This window comes from Priestia sp. FW507-14D1A (assembly GCF_058781295.1).
This window is the reverse complement of the sequence record NZ_JBYSWQ010000002.1, coordinates 96,242-115,208: the sequence shown is the minus strand read 5'-3', so window position 1 is coordinate 115,208 and position 18,967 is coordinate 96,242. Positions and strand designations below refer to the sequence as shown.

The 18,967-nt window shown below is 34.9% G+C and carries 14 protein-coding genes and 2 pseudogenes; 12 read left to right on the top strand and 4 right to left on the bottom strand.

The window, feature by feature from the left end:
• The first annotated feature begins 181 nt into the window (after positions 1–181).
• Positions 182–958, top strand: coding sequence for a DUF4046 domain-containing protein (locus tag AC3WJG_RS09025; protein ID WP_492588163.1), 777 nt, complete (start codon positions 182–184; stop codon positions 956–958).
• A gap of 89 nt (positions 959–1,047) precedes the next feature.
• On the opposite strand, the gene AC3WJG_RS09020 is transcribed toward AC3WJG_RS09025, so the two are convergent.
• A complete protein-coding gene (locus AC3WJG_RS09020) occupies positions 1,048–1,272 on the bottom strand; it encodes a YczF family membrane protein (RefSeq protein WP_492588302.1) in 225 nt (74 codons plus the stop codon).
• Between the two features lie 132 nt (positions 1,273–1,404).
• On the opposite strand from AC3WJG_RS09020, the gene AC3WJG_RS09015 reads away from it, so the two are divergent.
• The 5 genes from AC3WJG_RS09015 to AC3WJG_RS08995 all read left to right on the top strand — a co-directional run bounded on the left by AC3WJG_RS09015 (position 1,405) and on the right by AC3WJG_RS08995 (position 7,994).
• Positions 1,405–3,027: a spore germination protein gene (locus AC3WJG_RS09015; protein ID WP_492588161.1), complete on the top strand. Its 1,623-nt coding sequence runs from the start codon at positions 1,405–1,407 to the stop codon at positions 3,025–3,027.
• Positions 3,017–4,243 (top strand): Ger(x)C family spore germination protein, encoded by a 1,227-nt coding sequence (locus tag AC3WJG_RS09010; protein ID WP_492588159.1) that lies wholly within the window; start codon positions 3,017–3,019, stop codon positions 4,241–4,243. Before AC3WJG_RS09015 ends, AC3WJG_RS09010 begins: the two co-directional genes overlap by 11 nt.
• Positions 4,244–4,264: 21 nt before the next feature.
• Complete coding sequence (locus AC3WJG_RS09005) at positions 4,265–5,374, top strand: GerAB/ArcD/ProY family transporter (RefSeq protein ID WP_492588157.1); 1,110 nt, start codon at positions 4,265–4,267, stop codon at positions 5,372–5,374.
• Positions 5,375–5,580: 206 nt separating this feature from the next.
• Complete coding sequence (locus AC3WJG_RS09000) at positions 5,581–6,693, top strand: GerAB/ArcD/ProY family transporter (protein ID WP_492588155.1); 1,113 nt, start codon at positions 5,581–5,583, stop codon at positions 6,691–6,693.
• Positions 6,694–6,893: 200 nt separating this feature from the next.
• The gene (locus AC3WJG_RS08995; RefSeq protein WP_098790727.1) at positions 6,894–7,994 is read left to right on the top strand and encodes a GerAB/ArcD/ProY family transporter; all 1,101 of its coding nucleotides are present in this window, start codon (positions 6,894–6,896) and stop codon (positions 7,992–7,994) included.
• Positions 7,995–8,966: 972 nt separating this feature from the next.
• On the opposite strand, the gene AC3WJG_RS08990 is transcribed toward AC3WJG_RS08995, so the two are convergent.
• A complete protein-coding gene (locus AC3WJG_RS08990; RefSeq protein ID WP_492588153.1) occupies positions 8,967–10,391 on the bottom strand; it encodes a spore germination protein in 1,425 nt (474 codons plus the stop codon).
• Between the two features lie 365 nt (positions 10,392–10,756).
• Here AC3WJG_RS08990 and AC3WJG_RS08985 point away from each other — a divergent pair.
• The 5 genes and pseudogenes from AC3WJG_RS08985 (at position 10,757) to AC3WJG_RS08965 (ending at position 16,167) form a co-directional block, all read left to right on the top strand.
• A pseudogene (locus AC3WJG_RS08985) lies at positions 10,757–11,629 on the top strand (AraC family transcriptional regulator).
• A 395-nt stretch (positions 11,630–12,024) separates the two neighbouring features.
• A complete protein-coding gene (locus AC3WJG_RS08980; RefSeq protein ID WP_261590537.1) occupies positions 12,025–12,444 on the top strand; it encodes a MarR family winged helix-turn-helix transcriptional regulator in 420 nt (139 codons plus the stop codon).
• 141 nt (positions 12,445–12,585) lie between these two features.
• Positions 12,586–13,329, top strand: coding sequence for an SDR family NAD(P)-dependent oxidoreductase (locus AC3WJG_RS08975; protein ID WP_492588151.1), 744 nt, complete (start codon positions 12,586–12,588; stop codon positions 13,327–13,329).
• Between the two features lie 507 nt (positions 13,330–13,836).
• Complete coding sequence (locus tag AC3WJG_RS08970; RefSeq protein ID WP_455931230.1) at positions 13,837–14,316, top strand: hypothetical protein; 480 nt, start codon at positions 13,837–13,839, stop codon at positions 14,314–14,316.
• Positions 14,317–15,207: 891 nt separating this feature from the next.
• Positions 15,208–16,167: a hypothetical protein gene (locus AC3WJG_RS08965; protein WP_492588149.1), complete on the top strand. Its 960-nt coding sequence runs from the start codon at positions 15,208–15,210 to the stop codon at positions 16,165–16,167.
• Positions 16,168–16,539: 372 nt separating this feature from the next.
• Here AC3WJG_RS08965 and AC3WJG_RS08960 read toward each other — a convergent pair whose 3' ends face one another.
• Positions 16,540–16,812, bottom strand: coding sequence for an AbrB/MazE/SpoVT family DNA-binding domain-containing protein (locus tag AC3WJG_RS08960; protein WP_492588147.1), 273 nt, complete (start codon positions 16,810–16,812; stop codon positions 16,540–16,542).
• A gap of 382 nt (positions 16,813–17,194) precedes the next feature.
• A pseudogene (locus AC3WJG_RS08955) lies at positions 17,195–18,242 on the bottom strand (IS256 family transposase).
• Between the two features lie 236 nt (positions 18,243–18,478).
• On the opposite strand from AC3WJG_RS08955, the gene psiE reads away from it, so the two are divergent.
• Positions 18,479–18,898, top strand: a complete 420-nt coding sequence (gene psiE, locus AC3WJG_RS08950; RefSeq protein ID WP_016764251.1) for a phosphate-starvation-inducible protein PsiE — start codon at positions 18,479–18,481, stop codon at positions 18,896–18,898.
• Positions 18,899–18,967: the final 69 nt, after the last annotated feature.

Genomic DNA, 18,967 nt, shown 5'->3' with positions numbered 1-18,967 from the left:
TATATTTTCCTTTATCAATTACCTTATCCCTATTTACATAATAAAAAGAAAAGCTACTGATAAAGGATAAGTAGCTTTTCTTTTTATTATGTAGCTTATCAGATTCTGCTCCATTCGTATATAAATCCTATTATTATACATAATAATAAAAAATATACTTTCTCAAAAGGGGCTTTCGATAGTGAATAGAGAACAAGTCATTGAAGTTTATCAAGATGTTCTAGAAAAGAGAAGAAAAAGATTTCCTAATTATTTCTTTGTAGGTAAGGAAGGAAAAAAATATATGCGCTATATGACATGCTATTTACTTGAGCAACACTTATCGATCCCCATCGATGAAATCCCTTTTCAAGTAGGTGCCAATACATTATGGTCTCATCGTCTCAGACCCCCTGCTATGCTATATGGATGGAATTATTATGAAGTCATTGATAATGCCTATCCAGGAAAATTTAAACCTTGGCAATTCCAACAAACTCCTGATAAATATTGGGAGGGAGAAGAAGGAAAGAGAAGAGCTATTGAGGCAGTAAGATATGTAATAGAGGAAAAAATGAAGATTCCTATGGAAGAAATACCCTTTCGAGTTAATTTTAATTTTTTTAGACAACATGGTTTAGGTGGCGCCTTTACGCTTTTAGGCTATTCCCCTTTTCAAATAGTTGAAGCGATTTATCCTAGTGTCTTTAGGCCTTGGAAATTTGCTCATGTTCCCATGAATTGTTGGAAAAATGAAGAATATATTCGAGAGGCAATGGATGATTTCTTATTCAAACAGCTTCATTTCTCTTCCTATCAGGAGGCTTTTCTTCAATTAAAGAGAAGTCATTTTACCGATTTTCAGTTAACTGGTCTCTTTCAAATGGCTTTTGATTCCAGAATGAATAATGTAAGGAAATGGATAAATGAACAACTAAATAACACAGATGATGAATTATTTTATATGAATCTTGATTAATGAAAGAACTGATTGAAACGGGTAGCCTGAACTAAATTACCATTATGTCCATTTCCTATTTTTAAAAATGATAATTGATGATTATATAGTTACTTGCTTTGATTTTTCTTCTTCATAAAAAGATATAAAGATTCAGCAAAAAAAAGAAAAAGAAGAAAAAAGAGCACAAATAATTCGGCAACTTCCATTACTCGAAAAGGACTCAAGGCGTTGTACAACGCCTGAGAAAAATCAAATCCTTGAAGAATATCAATGCCTAAAGAAAATCCCATTAAGCATCCCATCATTAAAAGGCTAATACCTATGATTTTCATATCAATCACGCTCCATTTAATAGGTTTTTCTTTTTCTTCTATGATGATACATAAATATTTATTGTTAATTTTTACATAAAAAGTTTCTATATGGTTAAATTAATAAAAATTTAAAGAAGGGTGCTTAGATCTATGCCTTCGTTTTTTAAAGATCGCAAACCAAAAAAGAAACGATCACAGGGTGAAGAGAATCAAACTCCTGATCATCAAATAGAACGGATACAAGTTTCATTATCAGACAACCTTAATATGATTAAGCAGAAAACCGGAAATAGTTCAGATGTCGTTATTCGTGAGATAAAAATGGGAGGGGATTCCGACATAAAAACAGCAATTGTCTATGTAGAAGGAATTGTAGACAATCAGTCGATTCAAGAGTTTTTACTGCAATCTATGATGAAGGATGATCATAAAGAAGAATTAAATCAGTACAATGCGATAGACCTGCTTTCTAAAGATATAATGACAATTGGAAACATATCTTTTGTCACTAACTTGGATGATCTGTTTGCATCTTTAATGGCAGGAGATACTCTTATATTAGTGGATGGAGTAGATCAAGCACTGAGTGCTAGCACTAAAGGGGGAGACAAACGTTCCATCGCGGAATCTACTACTCAAATGGTGGTGCGAGGACCAAAAGGTGCCTTTACCGAGTCTCTTGGGACCAATACAGCTATGGTACGCCGCATCATTAAAACCCCTGATTTATGGATGGAGTCTTTAAAAGTGGGACGCGTAACAAAGACAGATGTGACATTTATGTACATACATGGCATTGCCAATGATAAAGTCGTTAAAGAGATTCGTCAGCGATTGAAGCGAATTGATATTGATAGCATTTTGGAATCAGGTTATATTGAACAACTAATAGAGGATCAAACATTCACCCCTTTTCCAACTATGTACAACACGGAGAGACCTGACGTTGTAGCAGGAAACCTACTAGAAGGGCGGATTGCTATATTTGTGGATGGAACCCCCTTTGTACTGATTGCACCTGCTTTGTTCATGCAATTCTTCCAATCGGCTGAAGATTATTATGCGCGTTTTGACATTGCAACCTCAATTCGTCTTTTACGTATTTTTATGTTTATGATTTCGTTAATCGCGCCTGCTACCTATGTCGCGGTAACAACCTTCCATCAGGAAATGGTACCAACCACGCTCATTGTAGCAATTGCGGCACAGAGGGAAGCTGTTCCTTTTCCAGCATTTGTGGAAGCCCTTCTTATGGAGCTAACCTTTGAAATCTTACGAGAAGCAGGGATACGTTTACCTAAAGCTATTGGTTCAGCCGTATCCATTGTCGGGGCCCTTGTAATTGGTCAAGCAGCCGTTCAAGCAAGTATTGTGTCACCAGCAATGGTTATCATTGTATCGATCACAGCCATTGCCAGTTTTGCCACACCTTCTTTTGATATGGCGATTTCAGCTCGCTTAATTCGGTTTTTGTTTATGATTGGCGCAGCAACATTTGGTTTCTATGGCATCATTTTATGCCTTTTAATGATGGTTGTACATTTATGCAGTTTACGTTCGTTTGGGGTACCTTATATGGCTCCATTTGCTCCCTTCATCCCTGTAAACAATGGAGATACCGTTATAAGATTACCGTGGTGGACACTGAGACAAAGACCGCGATTAATTACTGCTAACACGGTTCGAGAAGGATCAAATCAAAACCCGCACCCCCCTGCATCTCGTGGTATGGTGAATCGTGATTTTGAAGAAGGTGACAACAATGAAGCGTAAAGGAGTTTTTCTTTTATTGATGATGACGGTAACCATCTTGCTCACCAGTTGTTGGAGTAAAAAAGAGTTAACTGACCTTGCTATCGTGGCAGCTCTGGGCGTCGATAAAACAAAAGATGGAAGATATCACATAACGCTCCAAATTATTAATCCAGGGAATGTGGCTGGTATACAAGGAGGGGGAGGCGGTACTCAAAGCCCTCCTATTACCATTTATTCAGCTTCAGGAGACAATGTAGTCGAAGCAAGTAGACGGGCTTCGGGCAGAATTTCTCGACGATTGTATTATGCTCATACAAACTTGGTCGTGGTTGGTGAAAAATTGGCTAAAGAAGAAGGGCTTGATACATTAATTGATGCGTTTGATCGAGATCCAGAATTTCGAAATACTTCCACCCTCGTGATTGCCAACCATTCGTCCGCAGCTGATCTAGTGAAAACGTTAACGCCGGTTGATAAGATTCCAGCGAATAAAGTGCTGAAAACCTTAGAATTTACGGAAAGAAAATGGGGAGAGAATGTAAAAACATCGCTTCAAGAGGTGATGAAGAGCCTTGAATCTCCCGGAAGTGGAACTGTCGTATCAGGATTTCGTCTAGATGGAAATCCCCAGCAAGCACAAAAGCTGGATAACCTTCAGGAAAGTGCACCCGAAGCAACGCTTCGTGCTTCTGGAATTGCTGTCTTAAAACAGGGAAAGCTAGTAGATTGGTTGTATGGAAAACCAGCAAGAGGAACGGTATGGATTCTTGATAAAATCCAAGGAACGGATATTAATATTGATTGGGCAGGAAAGAAAGAAGCTATTGCTTATCAAACTGTACGACAAAAAACAAGTGTGTCTGCTCAAGTGAAGAATGGCAAACCTCATATTTCTGTTCATACACGTGTTGAAGGAGATATCGGTGACATGGAGGTACCTGTTGATATCACCAATCCAAAGGTCATTACAAAAATCGAACAATCCGTGAGGAAAGAAATTAAAAAAGAGCTAAGGGTAGCTATTGAACGTGCCCAAAAAAACAAAACGGATATTTTGGGATTTGGAGAAGTAGTTCACCGTACTAGACCAAATCAATTTAAGAAAATGAAAATGGAATGGAATGATGTGTACTTTCCGAAGTTAGATGTAGATATTACAGTGGAAGCCTATGTACGTCGCGCTGGCTTACGAAACAAGTCATTTCTTTCAGGAATAAAAGAGAATCAAAAATAAGGAAAAGGAGGTGCCAGTTAAATGGAGAAAGCAAAAATTAGTGCCAATCAGCTCTTTATTCTAATGGTTTTATTTGAGCTGGGGAGTGCTTTACTGGTACCTCTTGCCATCAGAGCCAAACAGGATGCATGGCTTGCGATTCTATTGGGAATGTTAGGCAGTTTCGTTTTATTTTTAGTTTACCATAAACTTTATACCTATTATCCCAACCTCTTACCCACAGAATATATGCAAAAAATCTTAGGTAAAGTACTTGGAACCGTACTGGCTTTTGTTTACATTCTTTATTTTATGTATGATGCCTCAAGAGTTCTACGTGATTTTGGTGAAATGTTGTTGACTTTTGCCTATCCTGATACGCCTTTATTCATCGCCAATGCATTATTAATGCTTGTCATTGTTTATACAGTCAGAAAAGGAATTGAAGTCATAGCTCGATCAGGAGAACTGCTTTTTATTTTTATGTATATCCTTGCAGTTGCTGGATTTATCTTAATTATATCTTCTGGTTTAATTGATTTTAAGAATTTACAACCTGTTTTGGAAGAAGGCTTATTACCATCGGTAAAGGTTGCATTGTCTGAAACGTTATATTTTCCGTTTACTGAAGCTATTGTGTTTACAATGATTTTACCGTATTTAAATGATTCTAAGAAAGCAAAAGTGACTATGCTATGTGCAACGGGGTTAAGTGGAATCAATTTGGTTATTACGATGCTCATTAATATTAGTGTACTTGGTGTTAATCTAACTGCGCGTTCCCAATTCCCACTTCTTAGTACAGTCGCGAGCATCCAAGTAGCAGATTTTTTAGAACGGCTTGATGTGTTTTTTATGCTTGCTATGGTGATTGGGATTTTTTTTAAGGTTACCATATTATTTTATGCAGCCACCATAGGAACAGCTAACTTATTCAAAATTAAATCACCTTCAATGTTAGCGTATCCTTTAGGTATTGTTATTCTATTTTTATCTGTCACAATCGCGAGTAATTTCCAAGAACATCTCCATGAAGGATTATATATAGCCAAGTTTATTCTGCATATTCCTCTATTCACCATAATTCCTCCTATCCTTCTTTTTATAGCTTTCTTACAAAAAAGGAAGAGTCATGGGAGTAAACATATTTGATCAGCTAGTTTTTATATAGAATATAGTCTTTATAGCGACATTTCCTAATAAGGTAATTACCCGTAGAAAGGTTCTCTCTACATTAGAGTTACCTTTAGAACAAATCTCATCTTTATTACATAACGTTCGAAAGTGATAGAAAGTTAAATAACCATTCAAAAAGCAGAAGGACGCTTTAATAAAACCAAAAAGGAGGTCTCAATTGAATGGAAAAAGCTAAGATTAGTTCTAGTCAGCTCTTTATCTTAATGGTTCTGTTCGAGCTGGGTAGTGCTTTACTGGTACCTCTTGCGATAGATGCAAATCAAGACGCTTGGCTTGCAATTCTTCTTGGAATGGTATTCAGTTTCGTTCTATTGTTAGTCTACCACAAGCTTTATACCTATTATCCTGACCTTTTGCCTACAGAATATATCCAAAAAATCTTAGGTAAAGTATTAGGTACCGTACTGGCTTTTGTTTACATTCTTTATTTTATGTACGATGCCTCAAGGGTTCTACGTGATTTTGGTGAAATGCTATTAACCTTTGCTTATCCTGACACACCTTTATTCATTGCCAATGCATTATTAATGCTTGTCATTATTTATACAATCAGAAAAGGAATTGAGGTCATAGCTCGATCCGGAGAACTGCTTTTTATTTTTATGTATGTCCTTGCGGTTGGTGGTTTTATCTTAATTATATCTTCTGGATTAATTGAGATTAAAAATTTACAACCTATTTTAGAAGAAGGTTTATTTCCCATCCTAAAAGTGGTATTTACTCAAACTTTGTATTTTCCGTTTACAGAAGTCATTGTATTTACCATGATTTTACCGTATTTAAATAATCCTAAGAAGGTAAAGGTGACCATGGTATGTGCAACGGGATTAAGTGGAATCAATTTAATTATCACAATGCTCATTAATGTCTGTGTATTGGGGGTTGATTTAACTGCACGTTCACAATATCCTCTTCTTAGCACAGTAGAGAGCATCCAAGTAGCTAATTTTTTAGAACGGCTTGATGTATTTTTTATGCTTGCTTCAATTATCACTATCTTCTTCAAAATCTGTTTATTATTTTATGCGGCTGTCATAGGTACGGCCAATTTGTTCAAGGTTAAATCACCTTCACGGTTATCGTATCCTTTAGGGCTAATCATTCTCTTTTTATCTATTACCATTGCGAGTAACCTTCAAGAACATAACTATGAAGGGCTGAAGGTGGCAATGTTCACTATACACATTCCTCTTCTTGGGATTATTCCTCCTTTGCTTCTTCTTGTAGCTTTCTTTAAAAACAGGAAGAAGCATGAGGAAAACACATTTAACTAGCTAATTTTCATATGTAATATTGTCATTCTTGTTAAGCTCTCCAGTAAAGTTCTTACCCGTAGAAAGAATACTTTTAGCCTAGAATTAACCTTAAAGTAAATCTGCTATCTATTACATAACGTTTAAAAGATTGTACGTTATGAAAGGTCGAGAAAGCAAAAGATTAATTTAAATAAAATTAGAAAGGAGGTTCCAGTGGAATGGAGAAGGCAAAAATTAGTGCCAGTCAATTATTTATTCTAATGGTTTTGTTTGAACTAGGTAGTTCTTTATTGGTACCTATTGCAATGGATGTAAAACAAGACGCCTGGCTTGCGATTCTGCTTGGGATGGTAGGAAGTTTTGTTCTATTTCTAGTCTATAATAAGCTGCATTCTTATTACCCGGATCTCCTGCCTACCGAGTACATGCAAAAAATCATGGGTAAAGGGATTGGAACGGTACTTGCCTTTGTCTACATCCTTTATTTTATGTATGATGCAGCAAGGGTTCTCCGTGATTTTGGGGCGATGTTGTTAACCTCCGCCTACCCTGAGACTCCTTTATTCATTGCACATACTTTATTAATGCTTGTCGTTATTTATACGATTCGAAAAGGAATCGAGGTTGTAGCTCGCTCAGGAGAGATCCTTTTTATATTTATATATATTTTTGCCATCATGGGATTTATTCTCATCGTATGTTCAGGTTTAATCAAGTTTACAAACTTACAGCCAGTACTTGAGGAGGGTGTATTCCCCGTCCTGAAAGTTGCATTTACTCAAACTATCTATTTCCCGTTTGCAGAAGCGATGGTATTTACAATGATTTTACCCTATTTAAAAAACCAAAAAAAGGCAAAAATGACGATGTTATGTGCAACAGGACTAAGTGGAATCAACTTAACTATTACCATGCTTATTAACATTAGTGTACTTGGGGTTGATTTGACTGCACGTTCACAATTTCCTCTTCTTAGTACCGTACAAAGCATCCAGGTAGCTGACTTTTTGGAACGTCTTGATGTATTTTTTATGCTTGCTTTAGTTATCGGTGGTTTCATTAAGATTAGTGTGTTGTTATATGCAGCTGTCATAGGTACGGCTAACTTATTTAAGATTAAATCACCTTCACGCCTTTCATACCCTTTGGGCTTCGTTATTCTATTTATGGCTAGCACGATTGCCAGCAATGTTCAAGAACATCTACATGAAGGACTAAAGGTAGAAATGTTTATTCTGCATATGCCTATCCTCGGGATTATTCCTTCTCTGCTTCTTCTTGTTGCTTTCTTGAAAAATAGAAAGAAACAGAGGGCATAAAAGGTTTATTTGCATTATTTCCTTCGAAGATGAGGTGGTTCTTACAATCTGTTAAACCCCTATAAGACAAGGCTTATCAGGGTGAATTTACACTATTTGAGGTGGTTTTCATGTATACCTGGTTTTATGATCATTTTGTTAATACAATTCTATTTCCTCTTACTTGTATAGTAATGGTAGCCATCACGTTAAGTACATATACATACTTAAAATTGAGGAAAGCAAATAATCAATAGTCTCTAGGAATTGTTGGTTTTTAATATCGGTCTTTCTTCCCCCCCTTTAAAAAAGCTGATTATGTGTAGTTTACTTTTCGTCATATCATTAAGTAAAACTAAACGTATTTTATTAAAAGTAGTGTTATTGATTTTACTCCGTGTAGACAAATGAAACTTTTTTCTACAAAGTATTACGCTTCTAAATCACAGAATATCAATGATTATTTAACAGTTATTTCTTTTATTTCGACGCGAATTTTTCTAAAAAGATATACTTTTACGGATAAGATATTTAAATCTATTACAAGATGTTAAAGTAATTATTATCGTTAACAAAATAAAAGAGCAACCTCGCCAGTGGAAGCGAGGTTGCTCATAAATAGGGTTATGTAGAAATTTGTAAAAATAGTCTGACCCTTAATATATCATATTTACATATAAAATCAATTATTTGAAGTACTTAGCATATGAATAAAAGGTGCGCTTTTTATACATTTTTCTGCTACTTAAGCCTTGGATAATCAGCGTTATATCAAGGATGTATAAAAAGCTGCATAAAGAAGAAAAGAGAACCTCATCGGAACCCTTACTCCCAAAGGTTTCTCTTTTTTGATGTCTTCCGGAAAGGGTGATTATGTTAACTAAGGTTGTATATGGTATACATAAAAAAAGAAAACCACTGATTTTAACCAGAGGTTTTTCTCTTATATTCATTTGACTAAATTATTGATTGGGGTCGAATAGTATGCTTTGTTTACTCTGTATTAGGAAATTCGTGTTTCTTGTTTTGAAGCTTACGTAAATTCCCTCGAAAAAATATATCTTGAAATTCATCACATCTGAATGGAATGAGGGGTGATAAATATGGCACACCTACTGACTTTAGTTGCACAAGATATAAAATAAGGATAGTTGAAACAACCATAATACTTGGCAAACCAAAAAAATAGCAAGTAATAAGATATACATATCTTAAGGATAATAATCCAGTTTGCCCTCGATAAATAACTAAGGTAGACAGGAAAGTGCTTAATCCGGTCGCTACTAGGCTAGCAGGGTGGACAAGTTTAGCAGAGACAGACATCTCACCAATAACAATAGTAGCTAACAGTGTAATTATAATAACAGTCCCTTTCGGAGCACGTGAGCCAATATCAATTAATATACGAAATAAAATAAGTAAAATGAAGATTTCCCAAAAGGTAGGTAACACCTCTCCATTGTTAAACACATCTTTTTGTATTTTTTTACTATAATCGTCACTGTGGAATTTTTCCAAACCAACATAAATACCTGGGATAAGAATTGAAAGCATAAACCCTAAATAGCGAATTAATCGATTGACAAACCTTCCTGTTTTCAAATGAAAATCGTCAGGGGATTGAAAAAAATCAACAAATAAAGTTGGAGATATAATCGCATAAGGGGATCCATCTATTAACACAATTACTTTACCTTCTAAGAGAGCAGAAGTGGTTGTGTCTACACGCTCTTTTATCATAACAAGGTTAGCAAAAGTCTTAGGTTTTCCTTCAATAGCATCTTCGACTATCCTTGATGCTAATATGTAGTCTACATTTATGTTAGAAATTCGCTCTTGTACTTTTTGTAGAATAGATTGATCAACCAAATGGTTAATATAAATGACAGATACATCTGTTTTCGAATATTTTCCATATGGTTTTGTATCAATAGTTAGTTCTGGTGTCTGGATAATTCGTCGCAGGATATTTATATTGGTAGTTAAATTTTCTGTAAAACCTATAGCAGGCCCTCTTATTGCTCGTTCTCCTAAAGTTTCTTCTAATCCTCGTTCAATCCATTTAGTTGTAGGTATAAGTAATCCATTGGTTTCTCCCTCTATAAATAGAAAGGTACTTCCTTTGACTAAAGCATGTTTTATCTCTTCGACCGAATGAGTTTCTTTTAAAGAAGCTGAATTAACAATAGTCTTAATTTGTTGTATAGATAGCTTATTTTCATTGTTTATTTCACAGCTTTGTTGCAAAGGCTCAATAATATAGCTTTGTATCTGAACTTTATCTACGATTGTATTTAAATAAAAAATCGAAATCTTACCTTTAAAAATTGTCCTTTTCTCGAAATCACTTGTCATCTCAAATTGTTGATTAAGCTGCTTTGAAATGTTGTGTGAAGATTGGTTTAATGAGTGAGACATTCAATCACCTGTTGATCCATTTTTACGTTTAGCTTGCCCTTATTCAATAATTATTATAAGGAGATATAACCTGTTAAAGGCACAGCTTTTAAAATATGGTTTCCGATAAGTACATTATGTTAACTAGTTTTATATATCCTATACAGCTTAAAAAACAGAAAAACCAACCTCTGAGTCCTAAAGGTTGGTTTTCCTGCCGGATATATGAAATTACTCTTGGATGATGCTACACAACATCTTGAGTAGTTTGCTCAAATTCGTAAGAACTTATGAAGGGAAAAGAGAAAAACCTACATAATTGTGCATGAAATGTCGGATAGATCTATTTAAATCTTGCTATTCTGATGATAAGGGAGGTCATATGAATGGATTTGCTTAGAAATATGAATAGAGCTTTATACTATATCGAAGAGAACCTAACAAAGGATATAGATTTTAGAGAAGTAGCAAAGCTAGCTCTTTGCTCTGAGTATCATTTTAAAAGGATGTTTTCTTTTCTTGCAGGCATTACTTTGTCAGAATACATTCGCCGAAGACGCCTTACTCTTGCAGCATTCGAACTTAGAGATAATAACATGAAGGTCATTGATATTGCGATAAAATACGGATATAACTCACCAGATTCTTTTACAAGAGCTTTTCAAAATCTACATGGTCTAACTCCTTCAGAAGCCAAAAAGAATGGTTATTCACTTAAAGCCTATCCATAAATGACCTTTCAGCTATCAATCAAAGGAGGAAATGAAATGAACTATCGAATTGAAGAAAAAGAGGCATTTCATATAGTCGGTATTAAAGAAAGAGTGCCTATAATTTTTCACGGAGTTAACCCAAAGATTTCTGCTATGTGGGAAAGCTTAAGTGATGAAACGATAAATAAGTTAAAAAACCTTTCTAATGTTGACCCAATGGGACTGCTTAGTGCATCCTTGAATTTTTCTGAAGGGCGAATGGAGGAAAAAGGGGAGCTTGATCACTATATCGGTGTAGCAACAACTAAGGAATGTCCTGATAATTTGATAAAACTTGAAGTACCTGCTTTAACATGGGCTGTATTTGAGGCAGTTGGGCCATTTCCTGACACATTACAGGATGTATGGGGACGGATTTATTCCGAATGGTTTCCATCCTCAAATTATGAACAAGTAGAAGGACCAGAAATTTTATGGAATGAACATAAAGATATAACATCACCGACTTTTAAAAGTGAAATATGGATACCAGTGTTAAAAAAGTAATGATGATTCAATAATAAATATTTTAAAAGTAGAGAAAAGGGAGGTCACAAATGTGATCTTCTTTTCCAATTCATAGCTTCCTGTAAAATCCATTATGTGAACTAAACATGTATACCTTTTTGAACTATCTACACTGGACATCCTTCAACATAGGTTAACTTTATATAGTTATTAATAAAAAAATCCTTTGCTACTTTGAACAGCCCCCTGTCAAGTAGACAGTGGAAATAATAAAACTATTTTTAATAAGGTACGTTAATCATTACTTTTTTATAAGTAATGATACTAATCCTTTTAAAAAATAAATAGATTATCCATTAATTAAGTGAAAAAATTGACATTCAATAATAATCCCTCTAATATATGTGTTATAGCACATATATTAGAGGTGGCATATGCATTTAGATGATTTAACAGGGTACCTTATTCATCGTACCGATGTAAAGTTAACCAATTATTTTATGAGACAATTAAAACCTTATGGAATCACTCCTGAACAATGGGGTATTATTAGTATTCTTGACAGTCAAAAAGGTACTACTCAAAAAGAATTATCTCAAGAAATTGATAAAGATCACAGTACTGTTGTTAGAATGATTCATTCTATGGAGAAAAAAGGGTTGGTGAAGAAGAAATTTAATGAACGAGATAAGCGTTCACATTACCTATTCCTGACTGAAAAGGGTGAAGAAATAAAAAATACTATTTTACCTGTGGTTAAGGATGCTCATGATTTTGTAACGAGTAATTTAACTTCTGAAGAGGTTGAACAGTTAAAGATATTGTTAAATAAAATATATGATATAAGTTACTAATAGAAAGTTCCTTATAAAAGCTGTGCTTTTATAAGGAATATAATTTGAATATGTGTGTGCTATAGCACATATATTGCCACCTCTTATATGGTGTTTTATATTAATTATTCACAACTTAACTGAAGGAGTCGACGAACAATAATGAATGGAAAAGTAGCGATCATAACAGGATCCAGTCGAGGAATTGGTGCAGAAACTGCTAAACTATTAGCTCAACGTGGAGTAAAAGTAGTTGTTAATTATGCAAGAAGTGCAACTGCAGCAGAAGAAGTCGTGGAATTTATTCAGCAAAGAGGCGGTGAAGCGATTGCTATACAAGCAGATGCCAGAGATATGGAACAAATGAGACATCTGGTAGAAGAAACTGTAAAAACATATGGAACAGTAGATATTCTTGTTCATAATGCAGGCATGAGCTTTGCTAAAAAGACATTTGAAGATATGACATGGGAAGAATTTATTCAAAAAACAAATGATGAGCTTCAGGCTGCATTTGTATCAACCAAAATGGTACTGCCTTATATGAAAAAGCAAAACTATGGAAAACTTGTGTATGTATCAAGTGGTTTAAGCAATCATCCATCTCCTTATTTCATCGCGCATGGAACATCCAAAGGAGGACTTAATAGCTTTGGAAGATATATTGCTCAAGAGGTAGGTAAGCACGGGGTTACGGCAAATGTGGTTTCTCCAGGTTTAGTCGAGACAGAGGCTACGGCTGACTTACCCAAAGAATTTAAACAACAACAAGAAGCTTTTCTTCCACTTGGAAGACTTGGCCGTCCAGAAGACATTGCAAAAGCAATTGCTTTTTATGCAAGTGATGACAGTGCCTACCTTACAGGAAGTTATATGCCAGTAAGTGGTGGCGGTGAAATGAATTAATAAAAATGAAGCCAGATATCTGCATGATATCTGGCTTCATTTTTATTAATTCATAAGATATTATTGTTTTTAATTCCTAGAAATATACATTATGTTAACTACGTTTGTGTATCATATACAGCTTAAAAAGAGAAAAACTCCTGCTGTGTCTGAACAGGAGTTTTTCTCTTTGCATTAACAGAATGTCCTTGTGATGCCATTGCTTACATCTTGGGTAGTTTGCTCAAAATATTGGATGTTATTCATAATGGATAATTCACTTAAAATGGGATAATGAATATCATGCAATTTGTAAGTTAATATAGCATTTCCACCTTTACTTTCCCTTTTATAATTAGCAAAGGTTTTCTGAACTAAATTAGCTAATATATACTAATTTCTTATTCAAAAAAAGGGCGCTTTCCTGTAATAAGGAAAGGGCTTTATTCATTTTTAGAGCCATTTAATTGAATAAAATTTCTGGATAAATAGGATAATAAATAAAAATTGTATCTTGTGAGGGTTCTTATGATTAATAAAAGAAAGGCTTTATCATTTAGTACACTAGTTATTCCCTGGTTAACTACTCCATTGATAGGGAAAAATTCTTTTGTTCGTTTTCTTCCAGTCGCAACTTTTATTGGTTATATCTTTAGTCTTTTAGGCGAAATAGCTGATAGACGTAAGTGGTGGAAAGTAAAAAATGCTTTATTTCCAAATTATCGTTTAGATTTCTCTTACCTTTTAGGCTTATTTTTTATAACAACTATTTGGGTGTTTAAATTAACATACGGTAGCTTTATAAAGTACTTAACATTAAATATAGTTCTCGATTATCTTCTTTCATTCCCTATCGCAAAGTTTTTCAAAAAGGTAGGGGTTTTTGAGTTTAAGAAAATGAGACCTAAACATTTTTTCATTTTGTCGGTTTCAACTGCAATTATTATCTACCTTTATCAATTATTAGTGGAACGAGTTATCTTTAAAGAAGTAAATCAAAATAAGTAAGATATTACATAGATTTTGAATAGGAATCCCAAAAGTGATCGAACCTTTTTATAAAAGAATGATTCAATTGAATATATTAAAACGTATTTTAATCAAACTTTTTTTCAAAACACGCTCTTTCTTTTGTACTTTCATAAAGGTTCATTTTATTAACTAAATCGATGTTCTATCATTTGATTATACTATGTATATTGAACAAACCTTAATATTAACAAAATAAAAAGCTGCCTCGGAGCGTTAGAAGAGGCAGCTTTTTATAAAACTAGATATGAAATGTGTGTGTTTTAGCAAACTAATTATAACATCTTTTCTTTATGAAAGCGATTTATTATAAGATTAAGATATGGATAAAATGTGCGCTTTTTATACATCAACCTCTCTTTGGTTGTGCCCCAAACATAGTAAAAAGCTGCATAACAAGGTAATGTGTATCCTTATGAGAACCCTTGGGTCGCAGTTCAGGCAGAAGGGTTGTTTTTTGTGATGTGTTCCGGAAATGGTGATTATGTTAACTAGCATTCCTATTTGAAATTACTTAAGGTCTTGTTCAACGAAGCAGGTTTGTTGTACACGAATTGACGTGTGAAGGTTTTCAATGAAGGCGATCTTTTTTTATTTTGTCAATTTTTTAGAATAAGCGATTTTTAATTGGAATATTAGTATTTTAGAGAGGAGAGCAGTTTGATTTTGATAAGGTATTGGTGGTGAGAGTTATGTGTAAGATCATTCATTATCCTTTTGATGAACTAAAACAGGTTAATTTATAAACCTTAAGGGGTGTTTATTTATGGTTATAAATAGAAATAAAGATGATAGTTTAATTGGAATCCTTCTATACATTGTAGCGATAGGAATTTTCGACCTTACTGATTTAGCTGCCGAGATGACCTTATGACAATAAAAAAGATAATTTCTCAATTAATAGAGAAGCGTAGAACTTGGGGTTATGGTGCTGCTATAGCAGTAACGCCTTATCTGTTAATCAAAATTGCCTGGACTTTCGGACTCTTCATGCCGACTGAACAAATGGGTGATATAAGTTGGCGCACTGCAAATGCCATAACAATGGTTCTCGCCGCAGTTGGTATCCTGTTAGCGTTTGCGTTCAGCATGCCTTGGGGTGAGAAGCTGCCTGCCTGGTTGGTTGTCTTTCCCGTTTGGGTAGGTACTGGTTTACTTATTCCTATGTTGTTGTTGGCACCGGTGCTTGGTCCTGCTGCTATGATACGGGATCAACAGACAGGGGCCGTCGCCAACGTTTGGGTATATGAGCAGATTTTTGTAATAATTTCACTGGTTGGAGTCGGCATCTGCCTACCTTTTGCTTTAGCTGGATATGCCAAGACGCGTTGGCCAGAGGCATTTGTTGGTCCAATCGATACCGATTTACTTCCAGGCAACAGTCAGAAACTGTATATCACCTTGGCTAGACTTGTTGCGGCTGGCTGTATCCTGCTTGGATTTATTAAGTTATTCTGGGCAGCTGGTGGAACTATTGGCATTAACCCATCTATGTTAGATAACCGAGATTTATGGTGGTACCTATTGTCATTGAGTACCGGTGTGTGGGCCTTTGCAGGGTCTTGGGGTTTATTGGTACTAACCAACCGCCGCGGTTCGAAGAGTTTTTTTCCACCTATGGCCACAGCATGGATCGCCTCGGGAATGCTGTTCTCATATAATCTCTTCAATCGTTTGTCTGCCACTCGCCCTGATACACAACCTGCACTGGAGTACCCACTTGTACATGTATTGACCACGGAGTTAGGTAGCGTCTTAGGAGTTATGATGATAATGGTCATCCTGATGGTATTGCATGACCGCCGGAGAGCAATGCGAAGCGCGGCATAAAATCAAGAAGTTAAGATTTGGGTGGAAAGGAATAATAAAAAAAGTAGCACAAAAGGATCTTCAATTGAAGATCCTTTTGTAATGCCGATAATGTACGTAATGTTGACTAAGTATGTATGGTGTACACGAAACAAATAAATGGAAATATTTTAAAAAGCTGTAGATTTCTATATAAATAAGCATTACTCATAAAGGATATAAAGAAGAAACAACAATCTCATTAATAAAACCATTGTTTTCCCATCTCTTTTAATATATTTATCATAGAAGATACTTTACAGTATTCTTGCTCAAAATGGTCGGACAGACATTTTAATTAAAAGACAAGGTATAAAAGTCGAAAAGAGTCTGCTCTCATCCTTCATATTTGAGTTATAACTTTACTTCTAATTCTCTAAGCAGTTGCTTTACTCCCTCACGGCTTAGAATTACTTTTCCTTTTGCCAAGATTAGATTATCTTCAGCAACTTCACCTGTCACTTTACAAGCTAAAATAGGTGAATATTTTTTCAACACAATGTTTTCATTATCTACAAAAATTTCAACAGGTTCGTCCTTTTTAATATTTAATGTTCTTCTTAATTCGATGGGTAAGACTACTCTTCCCAGGTTGTCCATTTTCCTAACGATGCCAGTAGCTTTCAATTTAAAACCTCCATAAAATATTACTTACATACCCATTAAGTGTACAATATGCTTTTTATTGTTTTCATTAGTAATATATTACATTCCAGGTGAGGGAAGATATTTCAATATGGTAAGGTTATAAATAAAGGCTGCATGGAAGAATTATAATGGAAATTGTTAAATCACTCAGTTTTTTTATTTTGACCTAATGTATTAAATAGAAATATAACATATTCAAGTTATTTAAAACCTATATAAAACTAACCTAAATATATAAATAAATAGTTAAGTATTTTATGTAAATCATTAGTTTAACCATTTACTCTACCTGACGACAAATATCGGGACCGTCAATAATTTTGTGTAAATACGAATTTCCTTTTCTTATAGACGTTATTCACTAGTTTGTTTTAAACATCATTTGTAGCTCTGCGCGAGCTTGATCAAAACCAATGTGACATCTTGTAGCAAATCGCTGATTATACTGGTCAAATTGGGAAACGAGGAAGCGTTCAAGTGACTCTTCGTTTGGGAATTGTTCCTTACGCTTACTATATTTCTTGATTTGTTTATTAAAAGATTCAATGAGATTGGTCGAATAAATACTGCGCCAAATAGACTTAGGAAAGCTATAAAACGTGAACAAATAAGAGTTATTGAGCAATGGCTTTGTAACTTTTGGGTACTTTGACTATCCACTTTTCAATAAACGAATGTAGGGCCTGTTGGCCCATTTCAAGGCTTTCTGCACGGTACACAGATTTGAAGTCTTCACAGATTTCAGCTCGGTCGGATACACGAACTTTGATGTCTTCTAAAAGTTCTTTCCAGACAAAGGCAGATTCGTTAGGAGCGATTGTATAGCCAAGCACTTCTTTTGAACCGTCTTCGCGAATGCCAACGGCAATATAGACAGCTTCTTTAGACACTGTATCCCGTTTTAAAGCAATATATGTAGCGTCTAAATAAACGCACGCATAGCGTGCACACAACGTTCGATCTCGGAAGGCTTCTACCTGTTCAGACATCACCTTTGTCATATTTGAAATGGTTTGAGGTGTGTAATGGTGACCATACATGCGCTCCATCAAATGGGCAATTTCAGCAGTCGTTACGCCCTTTTGGAACATATGAATAACAAAAGCTTCAAGCGTATCATTGGCTCTTTTATAAGGAGCCACCGTCTGTTGCTTAAAGTCGCCATTCCGATCACGAGGAATAACGAGATGAAGTTCTCCAAACTCTGTGTGCAGTGTGCGTTCGTACGAACCATTTCGTGAATTCCCTGTATTAAATCCAATACGATCATATTTTTCATAGTCTAAGAAAGCTGTCAATTCGCTCGCTAAGAGCGTATTAACGGCATTTTCTAAGTGAGAACGGAAAATTTTCGTTACATCTTCTTTTTGGACTAGAGCTTGAACAAGATCTGTTGTAAACTGATTCATAGGAAGACCTTCTTTCTTTGAATTGGTTGTGGTCACTTAATTCTACAAGAAAAGGTCTTCCTTTTTGTATTTATTCATTTACACAAAATATTTTACGTTCTCCAAATATCGTCTTCATGTATTGCAATATATGAATCAAAATAAACATTCCAACAAACAAGTTGTAACGGCTAACGCTAAATCTAAAACGGAAGATATAATAAAGTAAAGAGTCTATGTATGTAGGAGGAATATTGATGATACAACAAAACAAAAGACCGAACTTTAAGGTTTCACACGTTCTCCGGCTTATCTTAAATACAGCATTGATTTTACTAGCTGTTACTTTATCCGTTTTGCTTGGTAAGGAAATTTTCCATTTCATTCATTTTTCTATTTTTAATCGAGGAATTGAGACTCACTACAAAATTCTTGAAAGTATCTTAGTTTTCTTTTTGTACTTTGAATTTATTGCAATGATCGTAAAATATTTTCAAGAGAATTATCACTTTCCTCTACGCTACTTTCTCTATATTGGCATTACTGCATTGATACGTCTGGTTATTGTGGAGCATGATAACCCAGTTAATACACTTTTGCACACTTGCGCTATTCTTGTGTTAACTATCAGTTACGCTATTATAAAGTTTTCGTCGAAACAAAAGGAGAAACTATAATTATGCCTTGTTAAAAATAGGATATCTTTTCATTGTGCATTTTTGTGCAGAATAACAGCACGAAGGCTT